The 21,649-nt window shown below is 71.4% G+C and carries 18 protein-coding genes; 15 read left to right on the top strand and 3 right to left on the bottom strand.

The genetic code is table 11. The features are described 5' to 3' along the window. Positions 1-117: 117 nt before the first annotated feature. Positions 118-948, bottom strand: coding sequence for an HAD family hydrolase (locus BLT97_RS20030; RefSeq protein ID WP_093612120.1), 831 nt, complete (start codon positions 946-948; stop codon positions 118-120). Positions 949-1,543: 595 nt separating this feature from the next. Between BLT97_RS20030 and ssd the strand changes: the two genes are divergently transcribed. From ssd to BLT97_RS19995, 7 genes are all read left to right on the top strand, one after another. Continuing rightward, the gene (gene ssd, locus BLT97_RS20025; RefSeq protein WP_093612118.1) at positions 1,544-2,626 is read left to right on the top strand and encodes a septum site-determining protein Ssd; all 1,083 of its coding nucleotides are present in this window, start codon (positions 1,544-1,546) and stop codon (positions 2,624-2,626) included. Beyond that, the gene (locus BLT97_RS20020) at positions 2,623-3,768 is read left to right on the top strand and encodes a TadA family conjugal transfer-associated ATPase (protein WP_093612116.1); all 1,146 of its coding nucleotides are present in this window, start codon (positions 2,623-2,625) and stop codon (positions 3,766-3,768) included. Before ssd ends, BLT97_RS20020 begins: the two co-directional genes overlap by 4 nt. Next, positions 3,765-4,775 (top strand): type II secretion system F family protein, encoded by a 1,011-nt coding sequence (locus tag BLT97_RS20015; protein WP_245769426.1) that lies wholly within the window; start codon positions 3,765-3,767, stop codon positions 4,773-4,775. The genes BLT97_RS20020 and BLT97_RS20015 overlap by 4 nt, the downstream gene beginning before the upstream one ends. 212 nt (positions 4,776-4,987) lie before the next feature. After that, positions 4,988-5,563 (top strand): type II secretion system F family protein, encoded by a 576-nt coding sequence (locus BLT97_RS20010; RefSeq protein WP_342742755.1) that lies wholly within the window; start codon positions 4,988-4,990, stop codon positions 5,561-5,563. A 152-nt stretch (positions 5,564-5,715) separates the two neighbouring features. Next, positions 5,716-6,015, top strand: coding sequence for a DUF4244 domain-containing protein (locus BLT97_RS39120; RefSeq protein WP_425442737.1), 300 nt, complete (start codon positions 5,716-5,718; stop codon positions 6,013-6,015). Positions 6,016-6,115: 100 nt separating this feature from the next. Further along, on the top strand, positions 6,116-6,445 hold the full coding sequence (locus BLT97_RS20000; RefSeq protein ID WP_093612110.1) for a TadE family type IV pilus minor pilin: 330 nt from the start codon (positions 6,116-6,118) through the stop codon (positions 6,443-6,445). Between the two features lie 11 nt (positions 6,446-6,456). Continuing rightward, complete coding sequence (locus BLT97_RS19995; protein WP_342742753.1) at positions 6,457-6,819, top strand: Rv3654c family TadE-like protein; 363 nt, start codon at positions 6,457-6,459, stop codon at positions 6,817-6,819. A 168-nt stretch (positions 6,820-6,987) separates the two neighbouring features. Here the strand turns inward: BLT97_RS19995 and BLT97_RS19990 are convergent, their stop codons facing one another. After that, positions 6,988-9,492: a DEAD/DEAH box helicase gene (locus tag BLT97_RS19990; protein ID WP_093612107.1), complete on the bottom strand. Its 2,505-nt coding sequence runs from the start codon at positions 9,490-9,492 to the stop codon at positions 6,988-6,990. A gap of 79 nt (positions 9,493-9,571) precedes the next feature. Between BLT97_RS19990 and bldG the strand changes: the two genes are divergently transcribed. The 5 genes from bldG (at position 9,572) to BLT97_RS19965 (ending at position 15,648) form a co-directional block, all read left to right on the top strand. After that, positions 9,572-9,913 carry an anti-sigma factor antagonist BldG gene (bldG, locus tag BLT97_RS19985; protein ID WP_003975386.1) on the top strand — a complete coding sequence of 114 codons (342 nt, stop codon included), beginning with the start codon at positions 9,572-9,574 and terminating at the stop codon, positions 9,911-9,913. A 136-nt stretch (positions 9,914-10,049) separates the two neighbouring features. Beyond that, a complete protein-coding gene (locus BLT97_RS19980) occupies positions 10,050-10,481 on the top strand; it encodes an ATP-binding protein (protein ID WP_093612105.1) in 432 nt (143 codons plus the stop codon). A 339-nt stretch (positions 10,482-10,820) separates the two neighbouring features. Next, the gene (locus tag BLT97_RS19975; protein ID WP_093612103.1) at positions 10,821-13,223 is read left to right on the top strand and encodes a sodium-translocating pyrophosphatase; all 2,403 of its coding nucleotides are present in this window, start codon (positions 10,821-10,823) and stop codon (positions 13,221-13,223) included. A gap of 179 nt (positions 13,224-13,402) precedes the next feature. Further along, complete coding sequence (locus tag BLT97_RS19970; protein ID WP_093612101.1) at positions 13,403-14,002, top strand: small secreted protein; 600 nt, start codon at positions 13,403-13,405, stop codon at positions 14,000-14,002. A 137-nt stretch (positions 14,003-14,139) separates the two neighbouring features. Continuing rightward, complete coding sequence (locus BLT97_RS19965; protein WP_093612099.1) at positions 14,140-15,648, top strand: DUF7059 domain-containing protein; 1,509 nt, start codon at positions 14,140-14,142, stop codon at positions 15,646-15,648. Positions 15,649-15,830: 182 nt separating this feature from the next. On the opposite strand, the gene BLT97_RS19960 is transcribed toward BLT97_RS19965, so the two are convergent. After that, positions 15,831-16,280 (bottom strand): MarR family winged helix-turn-helix transcriptional regulator, encoded by a 450-nt coding sequence (locus BLT97_RS19960; protein WP_093612097.1) that lies wholly within the window; start codon positions 16,278-16,280, stop codon positions 15,831-15,833. 161 nt (positions 16,281-16,441) lie between these two features. Between BLT97_RS19960 and BLT97_RS19955 the strand changes: the two genes are divergently transcribed. The 3 genes from BLT97_RS19955 to topA all read left to right on the top strand — a co-directional run bounded on the left by BLT97_RS19955 (position 16,442) and on the right by topA (position 21,524). After that, on the top strand, positions 16,442-17,893 hold the full coding sequence (locus tag BLT97_RS19955) for an MFS transporter (protein ID WP_093612095.1): 1,452 nt from the start codon (positions 16,442-16,444) through the stop codon (positions 17,891-17,893). 144 nt (positions 17,894-18,037) lie between these two features. After that, positions 18,038-18,235: a hypothetical protein gene (locus BLT97_RS19950; RefSeq protein WP_093612093.1), complete on the top strand. Its 198-nt coding sequence runs from the start codon at positions 18,038-18,040 to the stop codon at positions 18,233-18,235. A 424-nt stretch (positions 18,236-18,659) separates the two neighbouring features. Then, positions 18,660-21,524 carry a type I DNA topoisomerase gene (gene topA, locus BLT97_RS19945; protein ID WP_093612091.1) on the top strand — a complete coding sequence of 955 codons (2,865 nt, stop codon included), beginning with the start codon at positions 18,660-18,662 and terminating at the stop codon, positions 21,522-21,524. Positions 21,525-21,649 lie beyond the last annotated feature (125 nt).

The raw sequence follows: 21,649 nt of genomic DNA, 5'->3' as shown, positions 1-21,649 counted from the left end.
GTGTTGTCAGTGGGCGTCGATACGATGGAACGGGTGGTTCCCCCGGGCGGGAGGGCTATGCTCCCGGCCCGCGCACGGGGGCTGCGTTCGCTCTCAAGTCGCAGGCGCCGTTCGCGCTCAAGTCGCAAGCGCCCGGCGCTTGCTCGCGTACCAGACGAGTCCCGCCGTGGCCGCCGCCGCGCCCACCGCAGCCGCCACGAGCGCGGGCCGGGGCGGTACGGGCAGCCGGCCCACGCGCTGCTTGAGCCGGACCGGGCGGTGGAAGTCGAGAATCGGCCAGTCCCGGGCGAGCGCCTCGCGCCGCAGGGTGCGGTCCGGGTTGACCGCGTAGGGGTGGCCGACGGATTCGAGCATCGGCAGGTCGGTGGCCGAGTCGCTGTACGCGTAGCAGCGCTCCAGGTCGTACCCCTCGGACTCGGCGAGCGCGCGCACGGCCTCGGCCTTCGTCGGCCCGTACGCGTAGTACTCGATCTCCCCGGTGAAGCACCCGTCGTCGCCGACGACCATGCGGGTCGCCACCACGCGGTCCGCGCCGAGCATCTCGCCGATCGGCTCGACGACCTCGGCGCCCGAGGTCGACACGATCACCACGTCGCGCCCGGCGAGGTGGTGCTCCTCGATGAGCGAGGCGGCCTCGTCGTAAATGATCGGATCGATCAGATCGTGCAGCGTCTCCGCGACGATCTCCTTGACCTGCTGCTGGTTCCAGCCCTTGCAGAGCGCGGAGAGGTACTCGCGCATCCGCTCCATCTGGTCGTGGTCGGCGCCGCCCGCGAGAAAGATGAACTGGGTGTACGCAGTCCTCAGCACCGCCCGGCGGTTGATCAGGCCGCCTTGGTAGAAGGACTTGCTGAACGTGAGCGTGCTCGACTTCGCAATGACCGTCTTGTCCAGGTCGAAGAAGGCGGCTGTGCGGGGCAAGGAGTGGTTTTCCACGTGGTCGAGCATAGGCGCCCACCATTCGGCGTAAGCTGGGGCGCGTGGGTTTGCCTGAGAAGGCTCTCGGGTACACCATGGAAGTCACGGATCGTTCGCGACCGTGCTAACCCGGTCTGGCTCCTCCCCCCCCCGAGTCGGACCGTGGGGACGACCCCCGCTCTCCCCCCCGGCGGGGGTCGTCGCATGTCCGGGCCCGGTCGGGCCCTTTTTTCTTGGCCTCATCGGGCCCGGACATCCCCTCCTGCGCCCAGCCGGCGCCTTCCTCCGCACGTTGAGACTCGTCACCTTGCGTAGTGGTTGCGCTGCGCTGTGGAAGTCATGGAGAACTCACCGGTTCGGGTGACGGAGTTATTCACAACGGTTCGGTTGTCCACAGATTTCGACCAAGATCCACACGATTTCCCGGCTCCGCCCATCGTGATTCCTGCTCGCGGACTTCGCGGCCCGGCGCCCTGCGCCTTCATGGCCGCGATTGGACCGCGGCATTCACATCGTTCGCAGCGTTCACGGATGTTCGACGTCGTATGTGCGGCGTCGGCTGTCCGGGCGCTCAGGACGTTCAAGGCGCTCAAGGCGTTCGAGGCGTTCAGGAGAGGGGCGGGTCATGGCGGAAGCCATCGCGGAAGGACGGAAGGCCGGGGAGAAGCGGCGCGGACCGCTGATCGTGACGGAGGATGCGCAGCTGCTCGACGATCTGCTGCGGCTGTGCGCCGCCGCGGGCGCGCGGGCCGAGGTGCACCACGGGGTGCCCGAGCGAAGGGGCAGCTGGGAGGACGCTCCCCTTGTACTGGTGGGGGACGATGCGGCCCGCAGGGTGCGCGGCGCCACGCGTAGGCGGGGTGTGTGTCTCGTCGGCAGGGATCAGGACGATCCCGGGGTGTGGCAGCGCGCCGTGGAGATCGGTGCCGACCATGTGCTGCGGCTGCCCGATGCCGAGCAGTGGATCGTCGACCGGATCGCCGACGCCGTCGAGGGTGTGGGGCGGCCCGCGCTGACGGTCGGCGTCATCGGCGGCCGGGGCGGCGCGGGGGCCTCGACGCTGGCCTGCGCGCTGGCGGTGACGGCGGCGCGGGCCGGGCGGCGCTCCATGCTCGTGGACGGGGATCCGCTCGGCGGCGGACTCGATGTCCTGCTCGGCGGTGAAGCGGCGCAAGGCCTGCGGTGGCCTGCCTTCGCGCAGTCGCGAGGGCGGCTCGGCAGCGCGGCGCTCGAGGAGTCGCTGCCGGAGCTCGGTGCGCTGCGGGTTCTCAGCTGGGATCGCGGGGACATGCTGACGGTCCCGCCCGAAGCGATGCGCGCCGTGCTCGCCGCGGCGCGCAGACGGGGCGGCGTGGTCGTCGTGGACCTGCCGCGGCGGGTGGACGAGGGCGTGGCCGAGGTGCTGGCCCAGCTGGATCTCGGGCTCATGGTGGTGCCGGCCGAACTGCGGGCGCTCGCCGCCGCCGAGCGGGTGTCCTCGGCGGTACGCATGGTGCTGAGGGATCTGCGGGCGGTGGTCCGCGGCCCGTTCGGCTCGGGGCTCGACGCCGAGGAGACGGCCCGGATGCTCGGCCTTCCGCTGGTCGGTGAACTGCCCGTCGATCCCGCTGTGTTGAGCGGCGGCGTGCCGGCTGCGGGTGCGAAGGAGCCGCTGTCGCGGTTCTGCGCCTCATTCTGGGAGCGGGTGCCGGTGGAGGGCGCGTCATGAGCGCGGCGCTGTTGGACGGGGTGCGGCAGTGGCTGGCCGAATCCGGGGCGGAGCCCACTCCGGCGAGGGTCGCGCAGGCGTTGCGCGCGCAGGGCAGGGTGCTCGGCGACAGCGAACTGCTCGGTGTCGTCGGCGAGTTGAGGTCCGAGCTGGTGGGCGCGGGGCCGTTGGAGCCGCTGCTCGCGGATCCCGAGGTGACGGATGTACTGGTCTCGGCGCCCGACCGGGTGTGGGTGGACCGGGGGAGCGGGCTCGAACTCACCTCGGTGACCTTCGCCGACGCGCAGGCCGTGCGGCAGCTCGCGCAGCGGCTCGCCGCGGTGGCGGGACGACGGCTCGACGACGCGCGGCCCTGGGTGGACGCGCGCCTCCCGGACGGCACGCGGTTGCACGCCGTCCTGCCGCCGGTCGCCGTCGGATCGGCCTGTCTGTCGCTGCGGGTCGTACGGGCGAGGGCGTTCTCGCTCGGCGAGCTGACGGCGGCGGGCACCGTGCCGCCCGGGGGTGACCGGGTGCTGCGGGCGCTGGTCGAGGCGCGGGCGTCGTTCCTGATCAGCGGGGGCACGGGCTCGGGCAAGACGACCCTGCTCGCGGCACTGCTCGGACTCTCCGGACCCGACGAGCGGATCGTACTGACGGAGGACTCGGCCGAGTTGAGGCCCGATCACCCTCATGTCGTACGGCTGGAATGCCGCGTCGCGAACCAGGAAGGCGCGGGCCGGGTCACCCTCGAGGACCTGGTGCGCCAGGCGCTGCGGATGCGGCCGGACCGGCTGGTGGTGGGTGAGGTGCGCGGGGCGGAGGTCGTGCACCTGCTCGCCGCGCTCAACACCGGACACGCGGGCTGCGGGACGGTCCATGCCAATGCCGCCGCGGATGTCCCCGCGCGGCTCGAAGCACTCGGCACGGCGGCAGGCCTCGACCGGGCGGCGCTGCACAGCCAGCTGGCGGCGGCGTTGTCGGTGGTGCTGCATCTCGTACGGGACCGGGGCGGGCGGCGCCGGATCGCGGAGGTGCATGTCCTGGAGCGGGACGCGGCAGGGCTGGTGCGGACAGTGCCGGCGCTGCGCTGGGGCGAGCGGGCGTTCGCCTACGACCGGGGCTGGGAGCGGCTGAGGGAGATCGTCGGGGGTGCGGGATGAGCGGCGTACCGATGATGTGGGGGGCCGGGGCTGGGACTGCGGCCTATGCGGCGGCGTTCTGTGCAGGGGTCGCGGTGTGGCTGGCGATGGGGCAGGAGCGCGGACTGCGGCGGGCCCGCGGGCTGGCCCTCGCCGGAGCAGCGGTGCCCGAGGTGGTGCCGCCGTGGGTGCGGTGGCGGGCCTGGGTGACGGTGCGGGTGCGGCCCGAGTGGTGGTGTGCTGCGGCTGGCGTCCCGGTCGGGCTGGCCGGAAGGTCCGTACTGCCGCTGATTCTGGGCGTGTTGGCGGTGCCGCTCGTCGGGCGGGTGTTGCGGGGGCGCCGGGCGCGACAGGAGCGGGCAGCCAGGGTGGAGCAGGTGATCGCTCTGTGCGCGGGGATGGCCTCGGAGGTGCGGGCGGGGCGACAGCCCGCGGACGCCCTGGCGATGGCGGCGCGCGATACCGGAGCGCTCGCAGCGGGTGCCGCGGATGCGGCGGTCCTTGCGGCGGCGCGGTTCGGGGGTGATGTGCCGGGTGCCTTGCGGGAGGCGTCGCGCGGCCCCGGGGCCGAAGGGCTTGCGGGGCTCGCGGCGTGCTGGCAGGTCGCTGTGGACAGCGGTGCGGGGCTGGCCGAAGGGCTTGACCGGCTGGAGGCGGCGCTGCGGGCGCAGCGCGATCAACAGGCGGACCTGCAGACCAAGTTGGCACCCGCGCGGGCGACCGCGGTGATGCTCGCGGTCCTGCCCGCGGTCGGTCTCCTGATGGGCACCGCCCTCGGCGCGGATCCGCTCGGCGTGCTGTTCCACACCCCGGCCGGGATCGGGTGCCTGGTCGTGGGAGCGGTCCTCGAAGGGGTCGGGCTGTGGTGGACGGGGCGCATTGTGCGGGCGGCTGAGGGGCCGGTGCGGGGGCGCGCTTCATCGGCGGGGCCTGTGTCTTCGTCGAGGCTCTCCCTCTCGCCAGCGCCGTCTTCCGCTCCGGCACCGGCTGCGTCGCTGGTGCCGTCGGGCCGGGAGGAGCGGTGGTGAGCGGGGAAGTTGTCCACAGGCTGGGGGCGGTGACGGGGACAGTGCTGTGCCTCGCGCTCGTGGCCGTGGTGGCGAGTGTGCTGGTGGGAGAACGGCGGGAGCGGGCCCTGCGGAGGCGGCTCACGCAGCTCCTGAGGAGCGAGCCGTGCTCGGAGGGGCGGCCTGTTCGGGCACCGGCCCGGAGGGCGGCCATCCGGCGGTGGGCGCCGGTGGTGAGCGCTGCCTGCTTGGCGTACGGCCTCGTGGGCGGTGCGGCAGGGCTGGCGCTCGGGGTCATGGTGGGACTGGGCGTGTGGCGTTGGTGGCGGCGCAGGGCGGACAGCGCCGATGCCGGATCGGACGAGGAAGCGCGGCGTCAACTGCCGCTGGCCGCAGATCTGTTGGCGGCGTGCATCGCCGCCGGGGCCGGGCCTGCCGCCGCGGCGGCGGCCGTGGGGGAGTCGGTGGGCGGGCCGGTGGGGGAGCGGCTGTCCGGGGTGGCCACCGAGCTGCGGCTCGGGGGTGAACCCGGGCAGTGCTGGGGACGGCTGGCCTCGATACCCGATGCCGTGCCGCTGGCCCGCTGTCTGCAGCGGGCCTGGAGTTCCGGTGCGCCGGCCGCGGAGCAGGTGGCACGGGTGGCGTCGGACTGCCGCGAGCGCGCGGCACGTGCGGCCCTGACCAGGGCGCACCGGGCGGCCGTCACGGTCACGGCACCGGTGGGGCTCTGCTTCCTGCCCGCGTTCCTGGCACTCGGGGTGGCGCCCGTGGTCATCGGGCTCGCGGGGGAGATCTTGCGCGGGGTCTGAGGGGCGGGGAGCGGCCGATCGCATCATCGCGAACGGTCGAGCACATCCGCGGAACGACCGAGCACATCCGCGGAACGACCGAGCACATCCGCGGAGCGGCCGAGCACATCAATCGAGGGCCGATAACGGCCCTTCTTCTACGGGGAGTTGGCATGCATTTCTGCAGGTACGGACAGGGAGCGGGAGCGGTTGACGGAGGCGTGGGCGCAGCCTTCGGAAGCGTGGTGCGACGGGTGGGGGAGGCCGGGGCTTCGGTTGGCGGCATGGCGAGGCGGGTGTGGCGTGCCCGGCTTGCCCGGATGCGCAGAGCCGATGCCGGGATGATCACGTCCGAGTACGCGCTGGGCACGGTGGCGGCCTGTGCGTTCGCGGCCCTTCTGTACCGGGTGGTGACGTCCGGCACCGTGAAGCGGCTGCTCGAAGGGGTGATCGGGAAGGCGCTCGGTGGCTAGCGCGGGGAGGCGCTCGGCGGCTGGCTCGGGACGAAGCTCCGCGGCTGGCTCGGGGACGAACCCGGCATCCGGCTCCGAGCGGCGCGGGGACGCCGGTTTCGTGACGGCGGAGGCGGCCTGCACGCTGCCCGCGCTGCTGGTCGTCGGACTGGCGCTGATGTGGGGGCTCATGTGCGCCGCCGCTCACATCCAGTGCGTGGACGCCGCACGGGCCGGTGCGCGGGCGGCCGCCCGCCAGGAGCCGGAGAACGCGGCGGCCGGCGTCGCGCGGGCGGTGGCGCCGGACGGTGCGGAGGTCTCCGTGACCAGAGAGGGCGATCTCGTACGGGTCACTGTCACGGCCGCGTCGCCCGGGCCGGACGCGCTGTCGATGTCGCTGGAAGCCTCCGCGGCGGCGTTGGCGGAGGAGACCGTGGGGGTGGAGAAGTGAGAGGGGCCGCGGTGCGGGCGGCGCTTCGGGAGCGGGGGCGCGACGACCGGGGGTCGGCGACGGTGTGGGTGGTCGGGCTGATCGGTGTCCTGTGTCTGATCCTCGCCGGACTGCTGCTCGCGGCGCAGGCTGTCGTTGCCCGTCATCGGGCAGGCGCGGCCGCCGACTTGGCGGCGCTCGCGGCGGCGGACCATGCGCTGCGCGGACAGGAGGCCGCGTGTGCGAGCGCCCTGCGGGTGGCGCGGGCGCAGGGGACGGATGTGGTGCGGTGCGCCGTACGAGGGGAGATCGCGGATGTGACGGTACGGGCCGGGGAGCGACCACTGGTGTCGGAGGTGCGGTCCAGGGCGGGGCCGCCCGGGCCGGTGCCTTAGCTCGCACATCGGCCGACGTCTGACACGCCTCCTCGGGCACCCGAGTTCCTATGCCTTGGGCGCCCAGGCCCCAAGCGCTCAGGTCCTCTAAGGCGTCCGGCCGAAGGACCCTCATCCTCCAAGGCATCCGGCCCTAGGGCCCTCACGCCCCCTGGGCCCCGAGGGCCCTCACGCCCCCTGGCCCGCCGCGTCCCCGGAAGTCTCCGGCGCGCCCTTCAGGAGTTCCGTCAGGAGGCGGACCGCTCCCCGTTTGTGCAGCGGGTCGTTGCCGTTGCCGCACTTCGGGGACTGGACGCAGGACGGGCAGCCGGCCTCGCACTCGCAGGAGGCGATGGCGGCGCGCGTGGCCGTCAGCCACTCCCTGGCGGTGTGGAAGGCGCGTTCCGCGAAGCCCGCGCCGCCCGGGTGGCCGTCGTAGACGAAGACGGTCGGCAGCAGGGTGTCCGGGTGGAGGGGGATGGACACGCCGCCGATGTCCCAGCGGTCGCAGGTGGCGAAGAGCGGCAGCATGCCGATCGAGGCGTGCTCGGCGGCGTGCAGGGCGCCGCCGAGGATCTCGGGGTTGATGCGGGCGGCGTCGAGCTGGTCCTCGGTGACCGTCCACCACACGGCACGCGTACGCAGGGTGCGCGGCGGAAGGTCCAGCTTCTGCTCGCCGAGTACCTCGCCGGTGATGAGCCGGCGGCGGAGGAAGGAGACGACCTGGTTGGTGACTTCGACGGAGCCGTAGCAGAGGCGGCCCTCGCCCCAGGGCACCGAGACATCGGTGTCCAGAACGGAGATGGCGGTGGTGTCGCGGGCGGTCGTCGAGTACGGCGGGTTGGCCTCCTGGACGAGGGCGACCGACTCGTCGAGGTCGAGTTCCTTCACCACGTACGTGCGGCCCTGGTGGAGGTGGACCGCGCCTTCGTGCACGGAGGTGTGGGCGGCCGAGGCGTCGACCGTGCCGAGCAGCCGCCCGGTGCCGGCCTCGACGACCTGCACCGGTGTGCCGCCCTCGCCGCGGATGTCCGCGAGGTCGGCGGCGCGCTCGCGGCGGGTCCAGTGCCAGGCCTTCGTGCGGCGCCGCAGCAGACCGGCCGTCTCCAGCTGCGGGAGGAGCTCGGGGACCGTCGGGCCGAAGAGGGAGAAGTCATCGTCCGTCAGCGGCAGTTCGGACGCTGCCGCGCACAAGTGAGGAGCGAGGACGTAGGGGTTGTCGGGGTCCAGGACCGTCGACTCCACCGGCTGGTGGAACAGCGCCTCGGGGTGGTGCACCAGGAAGGTGTCCAGCGGGTCGTCGCGGGCGACCATGACGGCCAGAGCGCCCTGACCGGAGCGCCCGGCCCGGCCGGCCTGCTGCCACAGCGAGGCGCGCGTGCCCGGATAGCCGGCGATCACCACGGCGTCCAGGCCGGCGATGTCCACGCCGAGTTCGAGGGCGGTGGTGGCGGCGAGGCCGAGGAGTTCGCCGGAATGGAGGGAGCGTTCCAACGCGCGGCGTTCGTGCGGGAGATAGCCGCCGCGGTAGGACGCGACGCGGCCCACCAGGGAGCGGTCGATCTCGGCGAGGCGCTCCTGGGCGATGACCGAGATGAGCTCGGCGCCGCGCCGGGAACGTACGAAGGCGATCGAGCGCTGGCCCTGCAAGGTCAGGTCGGTGAGGAGGTCGGCGGTTTCGGCGGTGGCGGTGCGGCGGACGGGTGCACCCTTCTCGCCGTGGAGTTCCGTCAGCGGCGGCTCCCACAGGGCGAAGACCAGTTCGCCGCGCGGGGAGGCGTCGTCCGCCACCTCCTTGACCGGGAGGCCGGTGAGGCGCTCGGCCGCTATGGACGGGTCGGCCGCCGTCGCGGACGCAAGGAGGAAGACCGGGTCCGAGCCGTAGCGCACGCACAGGCGGCGCAGGCGGCGCAGGACCTGGGCGACATGGGAGCCGAAGACACCGCGGTAGGTGTGGCACTCGTCGATGACGACATAGCGCAGGGCGCGCAGGAAGGAGGACCAGCGGGGGTGGGAGGGGAGTATCCCGCGGTGCAGCATGTCGGGATTCGTGAGGGCGTAGTTGGCGTACTGACGTACCCATTCGCGTTCTTCGAAGGGGGTGTCGCCGTCGTAGACCGCCGGCCGGACCGCCTTGCCGAGCGGGGCCGCGAGCGCCTTGACCGCGCGGCACTGGTCGGCCGCGAGCGCCTTGGTCGGGGCGAGGTAGAGCGCGGTCGCGCCGCGGCCGTTGGGTGCCTCGGAGCCGTCGAGCAGCGCGGACAGGACCGGCATCAGATACGCCAGGGACTTGCCCGAGGCCGTGCCGGTGGCGACCACGACGGACTCGCCGTCGAGGGCGTGTTCGGCGGCGAGTGCCTGGTGGGCCCAGGGGTGCTCGATTCCGGCCGCGTTCAGGGCCGAGATCACCTCGGGGCGGATACGGTCGGGCCAGAGGGCATGCCGCCCCTCACGTGGGGGCAAGTGCTCCGTATGAGTGAGGCGCGCGGACCGGCTCTCCCCCGAGGCGAGCCGGTCGAGCACCGCGCGCGGAGAAGGCCGCCGGGAGGCGCCCGCCGTGGGCGGCTCCTGGCGGTCGTCGATGCGCGGGTCGGGGCGGTGATTCGTGGCCATCGGCACCGAGTGTGTCACTGGCGTGACGGACAATGCTCCCAAGGCGTCGTGCTCGCCTGCCCGTAAGTGATTGAATGCCATCGCGGCTGGCGTCACGCCCCAGTCCTGAAGCTCAGGAGCCCAGGGGGCGACCGCCCGATAGCAAGGTGCTGGAGGATCCGTGGACCTGTCCCTGTCGACCCGTACCGTCGGCGATCGTACGGTCGTCGAGGTCGGTGGCGAAATCGATGTGTATACCGCGCCCAAGCTGCGCGAGCAGCTGGTCGAGCTGGTGAACGACGGCAGTTTCCACCTTGTCGTCGACATGGAGGGCGTGGACTTCCTCGACTCCACCGGGCTCGGCGTGCTGGTGGGTGGTCTGAAGCGAGTGCGCGCCCATGAGGGTTCGCTGCGCCTGGTGTGCAACCAGGAGCGCATCCTGAAGATCTTCCGTATCACCGGCCTGACCAAGGTGTTCCCCATTCACACCTCGGTCGAGGAAGCGGTGGCGGCCACCGACTGACGGCCGCGTCCCGGGCCGCGGCGCTCAGCGGAAGCTGGGCGGCGCAGGGCCCGGTGCGGAGGGAGCCGGGGGCACCGGGCCGTCGAGGCCCGGCCCGCCCCCGACAGCACGGAGGAACGTATGCGGAGGGGGATTGATGGCCACCGTTGAACTCCGTTTCAGCGCGCTGCCCGAGCACGTCAGGACCGCCCGTCTCGTGGCGGCAGCGGTCGCGCGCAGAGCCGGGGTCGACGAGGCCGTGCTCGACGAAGTGCGGCTCGCGGTCGGCGAGGCCTGCACCCGTGCCGTGGGGCTGCATCAGAGCCATGAGGTGGCGGCGCCGGTGCGGGTGGTGCTCATCGAGGAGGAGAAGCAGTTCTCCATCGAGGTGGGCGACGAGGCGCCGCACGCGAACGGCAAGGACGCGCCTGCGGCCGAAGCCGGCGCGGAGGCCGACGCCGAGGCCGAGGACGAGATGGGGCTCGCGGTGATCAGCGGCCTCGTCGACGATGTCGAGGTCACCACCGGCGAGGACGGCGGCCGGATCAGGATGACCTGGCCGGTGAGTGTCGCGCCCGTGGTGAGGTGAGCGGCGGCGCTCCCCTGCGCGGCCGAACAACATCAGCGTTACCGAAGGGCCCTGCTGAGCAGGGCCCTTCGGCATTTCCGGGCACATTTCTTGATCCCCGTTGATCCCCGTTGATCCTCTTCCTGATCCCCGTTGATCGCATTTCCGGGCGTCGAACGGTTTTCGATCAAGGGTCAATGTGTTTGAGGCATTACCTCTTTCGAGGTGAATCCTGTGACGCGATCATTTGCTGAGGAGCAAGTGAAGGCCAATTCCGTTTGTCGCCCACTGTTTTGATCAGGGTCCGCTCCCTACAATCCGTCCACATCTTGAGCTCAGCACAGGCGTCAAGGAGGACGAATGGCGGGGCTTTCTACCCCTCATCAGTTTGACCACCCCACAACCTTCGCAGCCGCAGTACTGACCGACGACAACCGGCTGATCGTGATGGTCATCGGAATCGTCGCACTCGCCGCGCTCGTCGTGGCCGGCGTACTCGTACGCCAAGTCCTCGCGGCAGGCGAGGGAACCGACAGCATGAAGAAGATCGCGGCCGCGGTCCAGGAGGGCGCAAACGCTTATCTGGCACGGCAGTTGAGGACGCTCGGCATTTTCGCCGTGATCGTTTTCTTCCTGCTCATGCTGCTGCCCGCGGACGACTGGAATCAGCGCGCAGGGCGTTCCGTGTTCTTCCTGATCGGTGCGCTCTTCTCCGCCGCCACCGGCTATATCGGCATGTGGCTGGCCGTGCGCAGCAATGTGCGTGTCGCCGCGGCGGCGCGTGAGGCGACTCCCGCGGAGGGCGAACCGGCCAAGGATCTGACGGCCGTCTCGCACAAGGCCATGAAGATCGCTTTCCGTACGGGCGGCGTCGTCGGCATGTTCACTGTGGGGCTCGGTCTCCTCGGCGCAGCATGTGTGGTTCTCGTCTACGCGGCGGACGCACCCAAGGTGCTCGAGGGCTTCGGCCTGGGCGCCGCGCTGATCGCGATGTTCATGCGTGTCGGCGGCGGCATCTTCACCAAGGCCGCCGACGTCGGCGCCGACCTCGTCGGCAAGGTCGAGCAGGGCATCCCGGAGGACGACCCCCGTAACGCCGCGACCATCGCGGACAACGTGGGCGACAACGTCGGCGACTGCGCCGGCATGGCGGCCGACCTCTTCGAGTCGTACGCCGTGACGCTGGTCGCCGCGCTGATCCTCGGCATGGCGGCGTTCGGCGACTCGGGTCTGGCCTTCCCGCTGATCGTTCCGGCGATCGGTGTGATCACGGCGATGATCGGCATCTTCGCGGTGGCCCCGCGCAGGTCGGACCGCAGCGGCATGTCGGCCATCAACCGCGGCTTCTTCATCTCCGCGGTGATCTCGCTCGGCCTGGTGGCCGTGGCCGCCTTCACCTATCTGCCGTCCACGTACGCGGAGTTGAAGGGTGTCACCGACGCGGCGATCAGTGCCAAGAGCGGCGATCCGCGGATCCTCGCGATCGTGGCGGTCGGCATCGGCATCCTGCTGGCGGCTGTGATCCAGCAGCTGACCGGCTACTTCACCGAGACGAACCGGCGTCCCGTGCGGGACATCGGCAAGACCTCGCTCACCGGCCCGGCCACCGTCGTCCTGGCCGGTATCTCCATCGGGCTCGAATCGGCCGTCTACACCGCGCTGTTGATCGGGCTCGGCGTGTACGGGGCGTTCCTGCTCGGCGGTACGTCGATCATGCTCGCGCTGTTCGCGGTGGCCCTGGCCGGTACCGGTCTGCTCACCACGGTCGGCGTGATCGTGGCCATGGACACCTTCGGTCCGGTCTCCGACAACGCGCAGGGCATCGCCGAGATGTCCGGCGACGTCGAGGGCGCGGGCGCCCAGGTCCTCACCGACCTGGACGCGGTGGGCAACACCACCAAGGCCATCACCAAGGGCATCGCCATCGCCACCGCCGTGCTGGCGGCGGCCGCGCTCTTCGGCTCGTACCGCGATGCCATCGCGACCGCGGCCGCGGACGTCGGCGAGAAGCTCGGCGACGGCGCTCCGATGAACCTGGTCATGGACATCTCGCAGCCCAACAACCTGGTGGGCCTGGTGCTCGGCGCCGCGGTCGTCTTCCTCTTCTCCGGTCTCGCCATCAACGCTGTCTCGCGCAGCGCGGGCGCGGTCGTGTACGAGGTGCGGCGGCAGTTCCGCGAGCACCCCGGGATCATGGACTACACCGAGAAGCCCGAGTACGGACGCGTCGTCGACATCTGCACCAAGGACGCGCTCCGTGAACTGACCACGCCCGGTCTGCTCGCCGTGCTCACCCCGATCGCGGTCGGGTTCACGCTCGGTGTGGGCGCGCTCGGCTCGTTCCTCGCGGGTGCCATCGGCACCGGCACCCTGATGGCGGTCTTCCTCGCCAACTCCGGTGGCGCGTGGGACAACGCCAAGAAGCTCGTCGAGGACGGCCACCACGGCGGCAAGGGCTCCGAGGCGCACGCCGCGACCGTCATCGGCGACACGGTCGGCGACCCGTTCAAGGACACCGCGGGTCCGGCGATCAACCCCCTCCTGAAGGTGATGAACCTCGTCGCGCTGCTCATCGCGCCCGCGGTCATCCAGTTCAGCTACGGCGACGACGCCAGCGCGGGCATCCGCGCGGGCATCGCGGTGGCGGCGATCCTGGTCATCGTCGGCGCGGTCTACGTCTCCAAGCGGCGCGGTATCGCCGTGGGTGACGAAGACAACTCCGGGCGGGTGGCCAATTCGGCGGACCCGGCGGTGGTTTCCTAGCCGCACGGTCCTTCCTGCTCAACAGGCGGGCGGACGGCGCACTTTGATGCGCCGTCCGCCCGTTTTTTGTTTCCGTGACTCTCATCTCCCTTGGTGCAAATGGCTGCAATAGCGGATATACGGGACCCTCGGCGCGGGTATGGCGCCCGGTTGGCGTGTAAGTTCCGGGGCCGAGAGCCATGGAAGGGACCAATCCGGTGAACAAGAAGCTCGCAGCCGCACTGTCCGGCGGTGCGGTACTGGTTATGGCGCTGTCGGGATGCAGCAGTGACGACGGCAACAAGGAGCTCGACAACTGGGCCAAGTCGCTGTGCGGCCAGATCAAGCCCCAGCTCGAGAAGAGCGTGAAGGCCCAGCAGGCCATCATCTCCACGGCCGCGGACGGCAACCGGGAAGAGATCAAGAAGGTCGACTCGGCCTCCTTCCAGGCCAGCGCGGACGCGTACACCGCGATCGCCGCGGCGCTCGAGAAGGCCGGTCCGCCGCCGGTCGACGACGGCAAGAAGATCCAGACGGACACCGTCAAGGAGCTCGAGAAGGCCTCGAAGGCGTACGAGGACCTGAAGAAGCAGAGCGACGAGATGGACGCGAAGGATGATTCGCCGGAGGGCGTGAAGAAGTTCTCCGACGACCTCAAGAAGATCGCGGACGAGCTCGGCAAGATCCAGGACGAGGGCGCGGACGCGCTGCAGTCCCTCACGGAGGGCGAGGTCGGCGAGGCCATCGGCAAGCAGCCCGACTGCAAGGTGGAGTCGGCGTCCCCGTCGGCCGCCAACTGACGTTCCCTGAAGAGACCTGAAGAGAGCGGTCCGGCGCGCGCTGCGCGCCGGGCCGTTTCGCGTGCGCGGCGCGGGCGTGGTGCGGGGACAGCCGTTTCGCGTGCGCGGCGAGGGCGTGGTGCGGGGACAATGGACGGGTGAGTACGACGAAGCCCTTGCCCTCGACCGACCGCACCGGCGCGGCCGCGCTGCGCGCCGCGCTCCTCGCCGCCGACTTCACCGCGGACGGACTGCTCGACCTGCTCGGCGCCCCGGCGTACGCCGCGCTCGCCCGCAGCGAGACCGTGCCCGCCGTCCGGGCCACCCGTGGCGAGGGTGCGCTGGAGACGCTCGTCCGCCTCTTCCTGCTCCAGGACGCGCTGCCGCACGCCCGCGTGGCCCAGGCGCTGCCCCTCGAACAGGCCGTGGCCCAGGGCTGGTTGACCGACGACGGCGAGCTCGTGCGCGCCACGGTCGACGTACGGCCCTACGGCGGGCCGGACGGCGAGGACTGGTTCATCGTGTCCGACCTCGGCTGCGCGGTCGGCGGGGCCGGCGGGATCGGCAGCAAGGACGAAGGGGTCGTGCTCGGGGTCGGCGGGGCGTCCACGACGCTCGCCGGGATCACCGTCCGCAAGCCGGTGGCGAGCGCGCTCGACCTCGGCACCGGCTCCGGTATCCAGGCGCTGCACGCCGCCCAGCACGCCACGCGCGTGACCGCCACGGACCTCAACCCCCGTGCGCTGCGCATGACCGCGCTCACCCTCGCGCTCTCGGGCGCCCCCGAGGCCGAGCTGCGCGAGGGCTCGCTCTTCGAGCCGGTCACGGACGAGACGTACGACCTGATCGTCTCGAACCCGCCGTTCGTCATCTCTCCCGGCGCGCGCCTGACCTACCGCGACGGCGGGATGGGCGGGGACGATCTGTGCCGCTCGCTCGTTCAGCAGGCGGGAGAGCGGTTGAACGAAGGGGGATACGCCCAGTTCCTGGCCAACTGGCAGCACGTCGAAGGGGAGGACTGGCAGGAGCGACTGCGCTCATGGGTGCCGCGCGGCTGTGACGCGTGGATCGTGCAGCGCGAGGTGCAGGACATCACGCAGTACGCGGAGCTGTGGCTGCGCGACGCCGGGGACCACCGCACGGATCCGGCCGAGTACGCGGCGCGGTACGACGCGTGGCTGGACGAGTTCGAGGCGCGCAAGGTCAAGGCGGTCGGCTTCGGGTGGATCACGCTGCGCAAGTCCGCCGCGGCCCAGGACGATCCCTCGGTCACCGTCGAGGAGTGGCCGCACCCCGTCGAGCAGCCGCTCGGCGCGGTGGTCGAGGCGCACTTCGCGCGGCTCGACCATCTGCGCGCGCACGACGACGCGGCGCTGCTCGCCGGGCACTTCGTGCTGGCCGAGGGCGTGGTGCAGGAGCAGGTCGGGCTTCCGGGCGCGGAGGACCCCGAGCATGTCGTGCTGCGCCAGCACCGCGGGATGCGGCGGGCCACGAAGGTGGACACGATCGGCGCGGGCTTCGCGGGCGTCTGCGACGGCTCGATGAGCGCCGGCCGCATCCTGGATGCGATCGCCCAACTGGTGGGCGAGGACCCGGTGTTGCTGCGGGACCGTACGCCCGCGCAGATCCGGCTGCTCGTGGAGCAGGGGTTCCTGGAGCCGCGGTAGCCGGTGTGTCGGTGTCGGTGTCGGTGACGGTGCCGGTGTCGGTGTCGGCGTCGGTGTCGGTGTCGGTGTCGGTGTCGGCGGGGAGGGCGCGTTCGTCGCGTGGGCGTGCCTTCGCGGTGAGCGGGCTCTCGCCGTGAGTGGGCTCTCGCTGTGAGCGCGCGCTCCCGGCCAGGTGGGCGCGGTCAGCGCGGCCAGGGCTGGCCGCTCAGCCGCTCCACGCTCGTGTTGAACCGCTGGAGATAGCGGGCGAAGGCCGCCACGTCCTCGGCCGGCCAGTCCTCGAAGACCTGGTCGAGGTCCCGTACGCGGATCTCGCGCTCCGCGTCCACCTCGCGCTCGCCCTCGGGCGTGAGCTGGAAGCGGCGCGCCAGTCCGCCCTCGGGATCGGGGATGCGCCGCAGGAGGCCGGCGCGCACGGCGCCCGCCGTCTGCCGGTTCACCGTCGACGTGTCCAACCGGAAGGCCTCGCTGAGCTCGCCGATCGTCATCGGGCCCTGCATCTGGATGCGGCTGAGCATGATGTACGCGCTGCGCTCCATCCGGCCCTGCTCCTTGCGCTCCTTGGCGCTGCTGAGCTGGTGCCGGCCGAGCACCATGTGCTCGAACTCGACCAGATGCGACGGCTTGTCCATATACGTACGACCTCCCGGGGTGACCGTATCGCAGAGCGGAGGCCGATGTGCGTCATGCACATCATGTGTACGATGCACACGGCTGTGCAAGGGTCCGGAGCCGGTGCCCGCACCAGGACCTCAACGCACCGCCGTACAACGGAAGATGACGAGGAGCGCCCATGGAGAGCACCCAGGCGTACCGGCGGCCGGGCGGCATCGTGGCTACCCTGGCGCTCGCCGGGACGGTGGCGGCGGTGATGCAGACCCTGGTCACGCCGCTGATCGCCGAACTGCCCCGGCTCCTGGGCACCACCCCGTCGAACGCGGCCTGGGTGGTCACGGTGACGCTGCTCGTGGCCGCCGTGTGCGTCCCCGTCTCGGGACGGCTCGGCGATCTCGTGGGCAAGCGCCGGATGCTGCTGGTGTGTTCGGTGCCGCTGGTCCTCGGGTCGGTGGTGTGCGCCCTGTCCTCCTCGGTGCTGCCGATGATCGTCGGCCGTGGGCTGCAGGGGATGGGCATGGGCATGGTGCCGCTCGGCATCGCGCTCCTGCGCGACGTCGTGCCGGCCCGCCGGCTGCCCGGCGCCATCGCCCTGGTCAGCGCCTCCATGGGGATCGGCGGCGCGATCGGGCTGCCGATCGCGGCGGGGGTGGCGCAGTACGCCGACTGGCGGGCGCTGTTCTGGGGTTCGGCCGTGCTCGCCCTCGTCATCGGCGTTCTGATTCATGTGATGGTGCCGGACGTGCCGGCCGGAGCGAAGGGGCAGCGCTTCGACCTCGCCGGGGCCGTCGGCCTCGCGATCGGTCTGGTCTCGCTGCTGCTCGCGGCCTCCAAGGGCGCCGATTGGGGCTGGGGTTCGGGCGTCACGCTCGGGCTCTTCGCCCTCGCCGTCGTGGCGCTCGCGGTCTGGGGATGGTGGGAACTGCGCACCCGCGACCCGCTGATCGACCTGCGCACCACCGCCCGGCCGCGCGTCCTGCTCACCAACGCCTCCTCGGTGCTCGTCGGCGTCGGCATGTACGCGTACATGCTGATCGCGCCCCAGATCCTTCAGTTCCCCGAGGCGACCGGGTACGGGCTCGGCCAGTCGATGCTCGCGGCCGGTCTCTACCTCGCGCCCGGCGGCCTGATGATGATGCTGATCTCGCCGCTCGGCGGAAAGCTGATCGGCTCGCGCGGGCCCAAGTTCGCGCTGGTTTCCGGTGCGTTGGTGATCTGTGCGGGGTACGGGCTCGCGCAGGCGCTGATGGGTTCGACCTGGGGTCTGATGGTCGTCGGCATCGTGATCAGCAGCGGGGTGGCGCTCGCGTACGGGGCGATGCCCGCCCTGATCATGAGCGTGGTCCCGCTCTCCGAGACGGCGGCGGCCAACGGCTTCAACGCCCTGATGCGCTCGCTCGGCACCACGGTCGGTGCCGCCCTGGTGGGTGTGGTCCTCGCGCAGATGACGATCAGCGTCGGCGGCCGGACGCTGGCCTCCGAGGCGGGGTTCCGTGTGGGCCTCCTGATCGGGTGCGTGGTGGCGCTCCTGTCCGCGCTCGTGGCGCTCGCGATCCCCGGGATGCGGGCCGCCGGGGAGGGCGCGGAGGACGAGACGGCGCTGGAGGAGGCGGCCGGGGTGCGGGCCTGAGGCGAGGCGTCGGGTCAGGGGTCGGGCGTCGGGCCAGACGTCGGGGCGGGCGTTCACCCCGGGTTCGCCCGGAAGACGCCCGTCCGTGGTCCGTGTCTGCCAGCCTGCCGCGATCGAGGCGATCCTGCGGGGAGGATGCGAGCCATGGAGAGCGGACCGGCGATCTTCGCAGGCACGGTGTTCGCGCTGTTCGGGGCGGGTCTGCTGACGTGGACCGCCGTCCGGGTCGCGCACCGCAGGCCCGTGGCCCACGGCGCCCGCCCGGTGACCTCGGCCACGTTCGCCACGCTCGTCGCGGCCGCCGCGCTGCTGCTCGGGGTCTGGTGCTTCGTCCGCATGTGAGCCGGACCTCTCGGTGATCTCCGCACGGACCTCGCGGCGATCTGGGCCCGGGCCCCGCCGCGGCCTCCCCACCGGCCCGTCCGCGATCTCCGCACGAACCTCCCAGTGATCTCCCGAGGGTACGGAAACGGCCAATCCGGGAGAGAAGGCTCCGCTTCCCGGGAAAGGGCAGGTCGGCAGTCCGGGCGGCAGGAAGGGCGGGAGTCGGGTTACCGTTCGAGTGGCTGCTGCGGGCTTTCCCCGTTTGACACGGGGGCGGGCTGTACCGTCACACTCCGCAGCGTCACCGTATAAACGCATAGGGCGCCGCCGTGGCAATGTCTGCGGCTCCGTCGTATGAAGGCATACGGAACGGGAGCCGTATGCCGGGCATACGGACCGCAGATGTCAGCAGCGAGAGCGTCGACCGGAGAGAAGAGCCACGTTGTCCCCGACCAGCGAGACCGCACAGGGCGGCCGCCGACTCGTCATCGTCGAGTCCCCTGCCAAGGCGAAGACGATCAAGGGCTACCTCGGCCCGGGGTATGTCGTCGAGGCGAGCGTCGGGCACATCCGCGACCTGCCGAACGGCGCCGCAGAGGTGCCGGAGAAGTACACCGGCGAGGTGCGCCGGCTCGGCGTGGACGTGAACAACGACTTCCAGCCGATCTACGTCGTCAACGCCGACAAGAAGGCCCAGGTCAAGAAGCTCAAGGACCTCCTCAAGGACTCCGACGAGCTCTTCCTCGCCACCGATGAGGACCGCGAGGGCGAGGCCATCGCATGGCACCTCCTCGAGGTCCTGAAGCCCAAGGTCCCGGTCAAGCGCATGGTGTTCCACGAGATCACCAAGGACGCGATCCAGGGTGCCGTGGCCAACCCGCGCGAGCTCAACAAGCGCATGGTCGACGCCCAGGAGACCCGCCGCATCCTCGACCGCCTCTACGGCTACGAGGTCTCGCCGGTCCTGTGGAAGAAGGTCATGCCGCGGCTGTCGGCGGGCCGTGTGCAGTCGGTCGCGACCCGGCTCGTCGTCGAGCGCGAGCGCGAGCGCATCGCCTTCCGCTCCGCCGAGTACTGGGACCTGACCGGCACCTTCGGCACGGGCCGTAAGGGCGACGCCTCCGACCCTTCGCAGCTGATCGCGCGCCTGACCACGGTCGACGGCAAGCGCGTGGCGCAGGGCCGCGACTTCGACTCGCTCGGGCAGCTCAAGGCGAACAGCGCGAACACGCTGCACCTCGACGAGGCGGGCGCCCGCGCGCTCGCCGCCGCCCTGGAGAACGCGCAGTTCGCGGTCCGCTCCGTCGAGTCCAAGCCGTACCGCCGCTCGCCGTACGCGCCGTTCCGTACGACCACCCTCCAGCAGGAGGCCTCGCGCAAGCTCGGCTTCGGCGCCAAGGCGACGATGCAGATCGCGCAGAAGCTGTACGAAAACGGCCACATCACCTATATGCGTACGGACTCCACGACGCTGTCCGACACCGCGATCACGGCCGCCCGTACGCAGGTCACGCAGCTCTACGGTGCCGACTACCTGCCGGACAAGCCGCGCACGTACGCCGGCAAGGTCAAGAACGCGCAGGAGGCGCACGAGGCGATCCGCCCCTCCGGCGACCGCTTCCGCACCCCGGCCGAGACCGGCCTGACCGGCGACATGTTCCGGCTCTACGAGCTGATCTGGAAGCGCACGGTCGCCTCCCAGATGAAGGACGCGACCGGCAACTCGGTCACGGTCAAGATCGGTGGCACCGCAGCCGACGGACGGGACGCCGAGTTCAGCGCCTCCGGCAAGACGATCACCTTCCACGGCTTCCTGAAGGCGTACGTCGAGGGCGCCGACGATCCGAACGCCGAGCTGGACGACCGCGAGCGCCGACTGCCGCAGGTGGCCGAGGGCGACGCGCTGTCCGCCGACGAGATCTCCGTGGACGGCCACGCGACCAAGCCGCCGGCCCGCTACACCGAGGCCTCGCTGGTCAAGGAGCTGGAAGAGCGCGAGATCGGCCGTCCGTCGACGTACGCGTCGATCATCGGCACGATCCTCGACCGCGGCTATGTCTTCAAGAAGGGCACGGCTCTTGTGCCGTCCTTCCTGTCCTTCGCCGTGGTCAACCTCTTGGAGAAGCACTTCGGGCGGCTCGTGGACTACGACTTCACGGCCAAGATGGAGGACGACCTCGACCGCATCGCGCGGGGCGAGGCGCAGGCCGTGCCGTGGCTGCGGCGCTTCTACTTCGGTGAAGGCCCCGAGGGCACGGCCGGCGCCGGCGGTGCGGCCGACGCCGGCAACGGTGACGGGGACCACCTCGGCGGTCTCAAGGAGCTGGTCACGGACCTCGGGGCGATCGACGCCCGCGAGATCTCCTCGTTCCCCGTCGGCAACGACATCAAGCTGCGCGTCGGGCGCTACGGTCCGTACATCGAGCGCGGTGAGAAGGACTCCGAGGGGCACCAGCGCGCCGACGTGCCGGACGACCTCGCGCCCGACGAGCTGACCGTCGAGCTCGCCGAGGAGCTGCTCGCCAAGCCGAGCGGTGACTTCGCGCTGGGCAAGGACCCGGTGAGCGGCAACGAGATCGTGGCCAAGGACGGGCGTTACGGTCCGTACGTCACCGAGGTGCTGCCCGAGGGCACGCCCAAGACGGGCAAGAACGCGGTGAAGCCGCGGACCGCCTCGCTGTTCAAGTCGATGTCCCTGGACACGGTGACGCTCGAGGACGCGCTGAAGTTGATGTCGCTGCCTCGCGTGGTCGGCACCGACGCCGAGGGTGTCGAGATCACCGCGCAGAACGGGCGCTACGGTCCGTATTTGAAGAAGGGCACGGACTCGCGCTCGCTGGAGAGCGAGGAGCAGCTCTTCACGATCACGCTCGACGAGGCGCTGGCGATCTACGCCCAGCCGAAGGTGCGGGGGCGTGCCGCCGCGAAGCCGCCGCTGAAGGAGCTGGGCGAGGACCCGGTCTCCGGCAAGCCGGTGGTCGTCAAGGACGGGCGCTTCGGTCCGTACGTGACGGACGGCGAGACGAACGCGACGCTGCGGGCGGCGGACTCCGTGGAGGAGATCACGCCGGAGCGCGGCTTCGAACTGCTCGCCGAGAAGCGGGCGAAGGGCCCGGCGAAGAAGACCGCCAAGAAGGCGGCGAAGAAGGCGCCGGCGAAGAAGACGGCGGCGAAGAAGACGGCCGCGAAGAAGACGGCGGCTACCAAGACCGCCGCCAAGAAGACGGCTGCGAAGAAGGCTCCGGCGAAGAAGGCGACGGCCGCGGCGGCGAAGAAGGCTGCGGCGTCGGCTCCGGTTGAGGACTGAGCTTTCCCCCACCCCGCCCCTTCCCGAAACCGAGGGCTCTGCCCTCGGACTCCCGGGCGGGGGCGGGGTGTTTTGCGGGCTCGCGCCCACACGCCCGACTTCGGGGGCTCCGCCCCCTGGCCCCC

Source organism: Streptomyces indicus (assembly GCF_900100315.1).
In the GTDB taxonomy this organism is placed as follows: Bacteria; Actinomycetota; Actinomycetes; order Streptomycetales; family Streptomycetaceae; genus Streptomyces; species Streptomyces indicus.
The sequence above is the reverse complement of the archived record's forward strand: the minus strand, read 5'-3'. Positions and strand labels throughout refer to the sequence as shown.

Bases quoted from the DNA above. Each gene is read 5' to 3' on its own strand.
- BLT97_RS19950 (WP_093612093.1), top strand. From the start codon at position 18,038: ATGGAGAGCGGACCGGCGATCTTCGCAGGCACGGTGTTCGCGCTGTTC.
- BLT97_RS19990 (WP_093612107.1), bottom strand. From the start codon at position 9,492: ATGGCATTCAATCACTTACGGGCAGGCGAGCACGACGCCTTGGGAGCA.
- BLT97_RS19960 (WP_093612097.1), bottom strand. From the start codon at position 16,280: ATGGACAAGCCGTCGCATCTGGTCGAGTTCGAGCACATGGTGCTCGGC.
- BLT97_RS39120 (WP_425442737.1), top strand. From the start codon at position 5,716: ATGCATTTCTGCAGGTACGGACAGGGAGCGGGAGCGGTTGACGGAGGC.
- BLT97_RS20020 (WP_093612116.1), top strand. From the start codon at position 2,623: ATGAGCGCGGCGCTGTTGGACGGGGTGCGGCAGTGGCTGGCCGAATCC.
- ssd (WP_093612118.1), top strand. From the start codon at position 1,544: ATGGCGGAAGCCATCGCGGAAGGACGGAAGGCCGGGGAGAAGCGGCGC.
- BLT97_RS19975 (WP_093612103.1), top strand. From the start codon at position 10,821: ATGGCGGGGCTTTCTACCCCTCATCAGTTTGACCACCCCACAACCTTC.
- BLT97_RS19980 (WP_093612105.1), top strand. From the start codon at position 10,050: ATGGCCACCGTTGAACTCCGTTTCAGCGCGCTGCCCGAGCACGTCAGG.
- BLT97_RS19970 (WP_093612101.1), top strand. From the start codon at position 13,403: ATGGAAGGGACCAATCCGGTGAACAAGAAGCTCGCAGCCGCACTGTCC.
- BLT97_RS20030 (WP_093612120.1), bottom strand. From the start codon at position 948: ATGCTCGACCACGTGGAAAACCACTCCTTGCCCCGCACAGCCGCCTTC.
- BLT97_RS20015 (WP_245769426.1), top strand. From the start codon at position 3,765: ATGAGCGGCGTACCGATGATGTGGGGGGCCGGGGCTGGGACTGCGGCC.
- BLT97_RS19955 (WP_093612095.1), top strand. From the start codon at position 16,442: ATGGAGAGCACCCAGGCGTACCGGCGGCCGGGCGGCATCGTGGCTACC.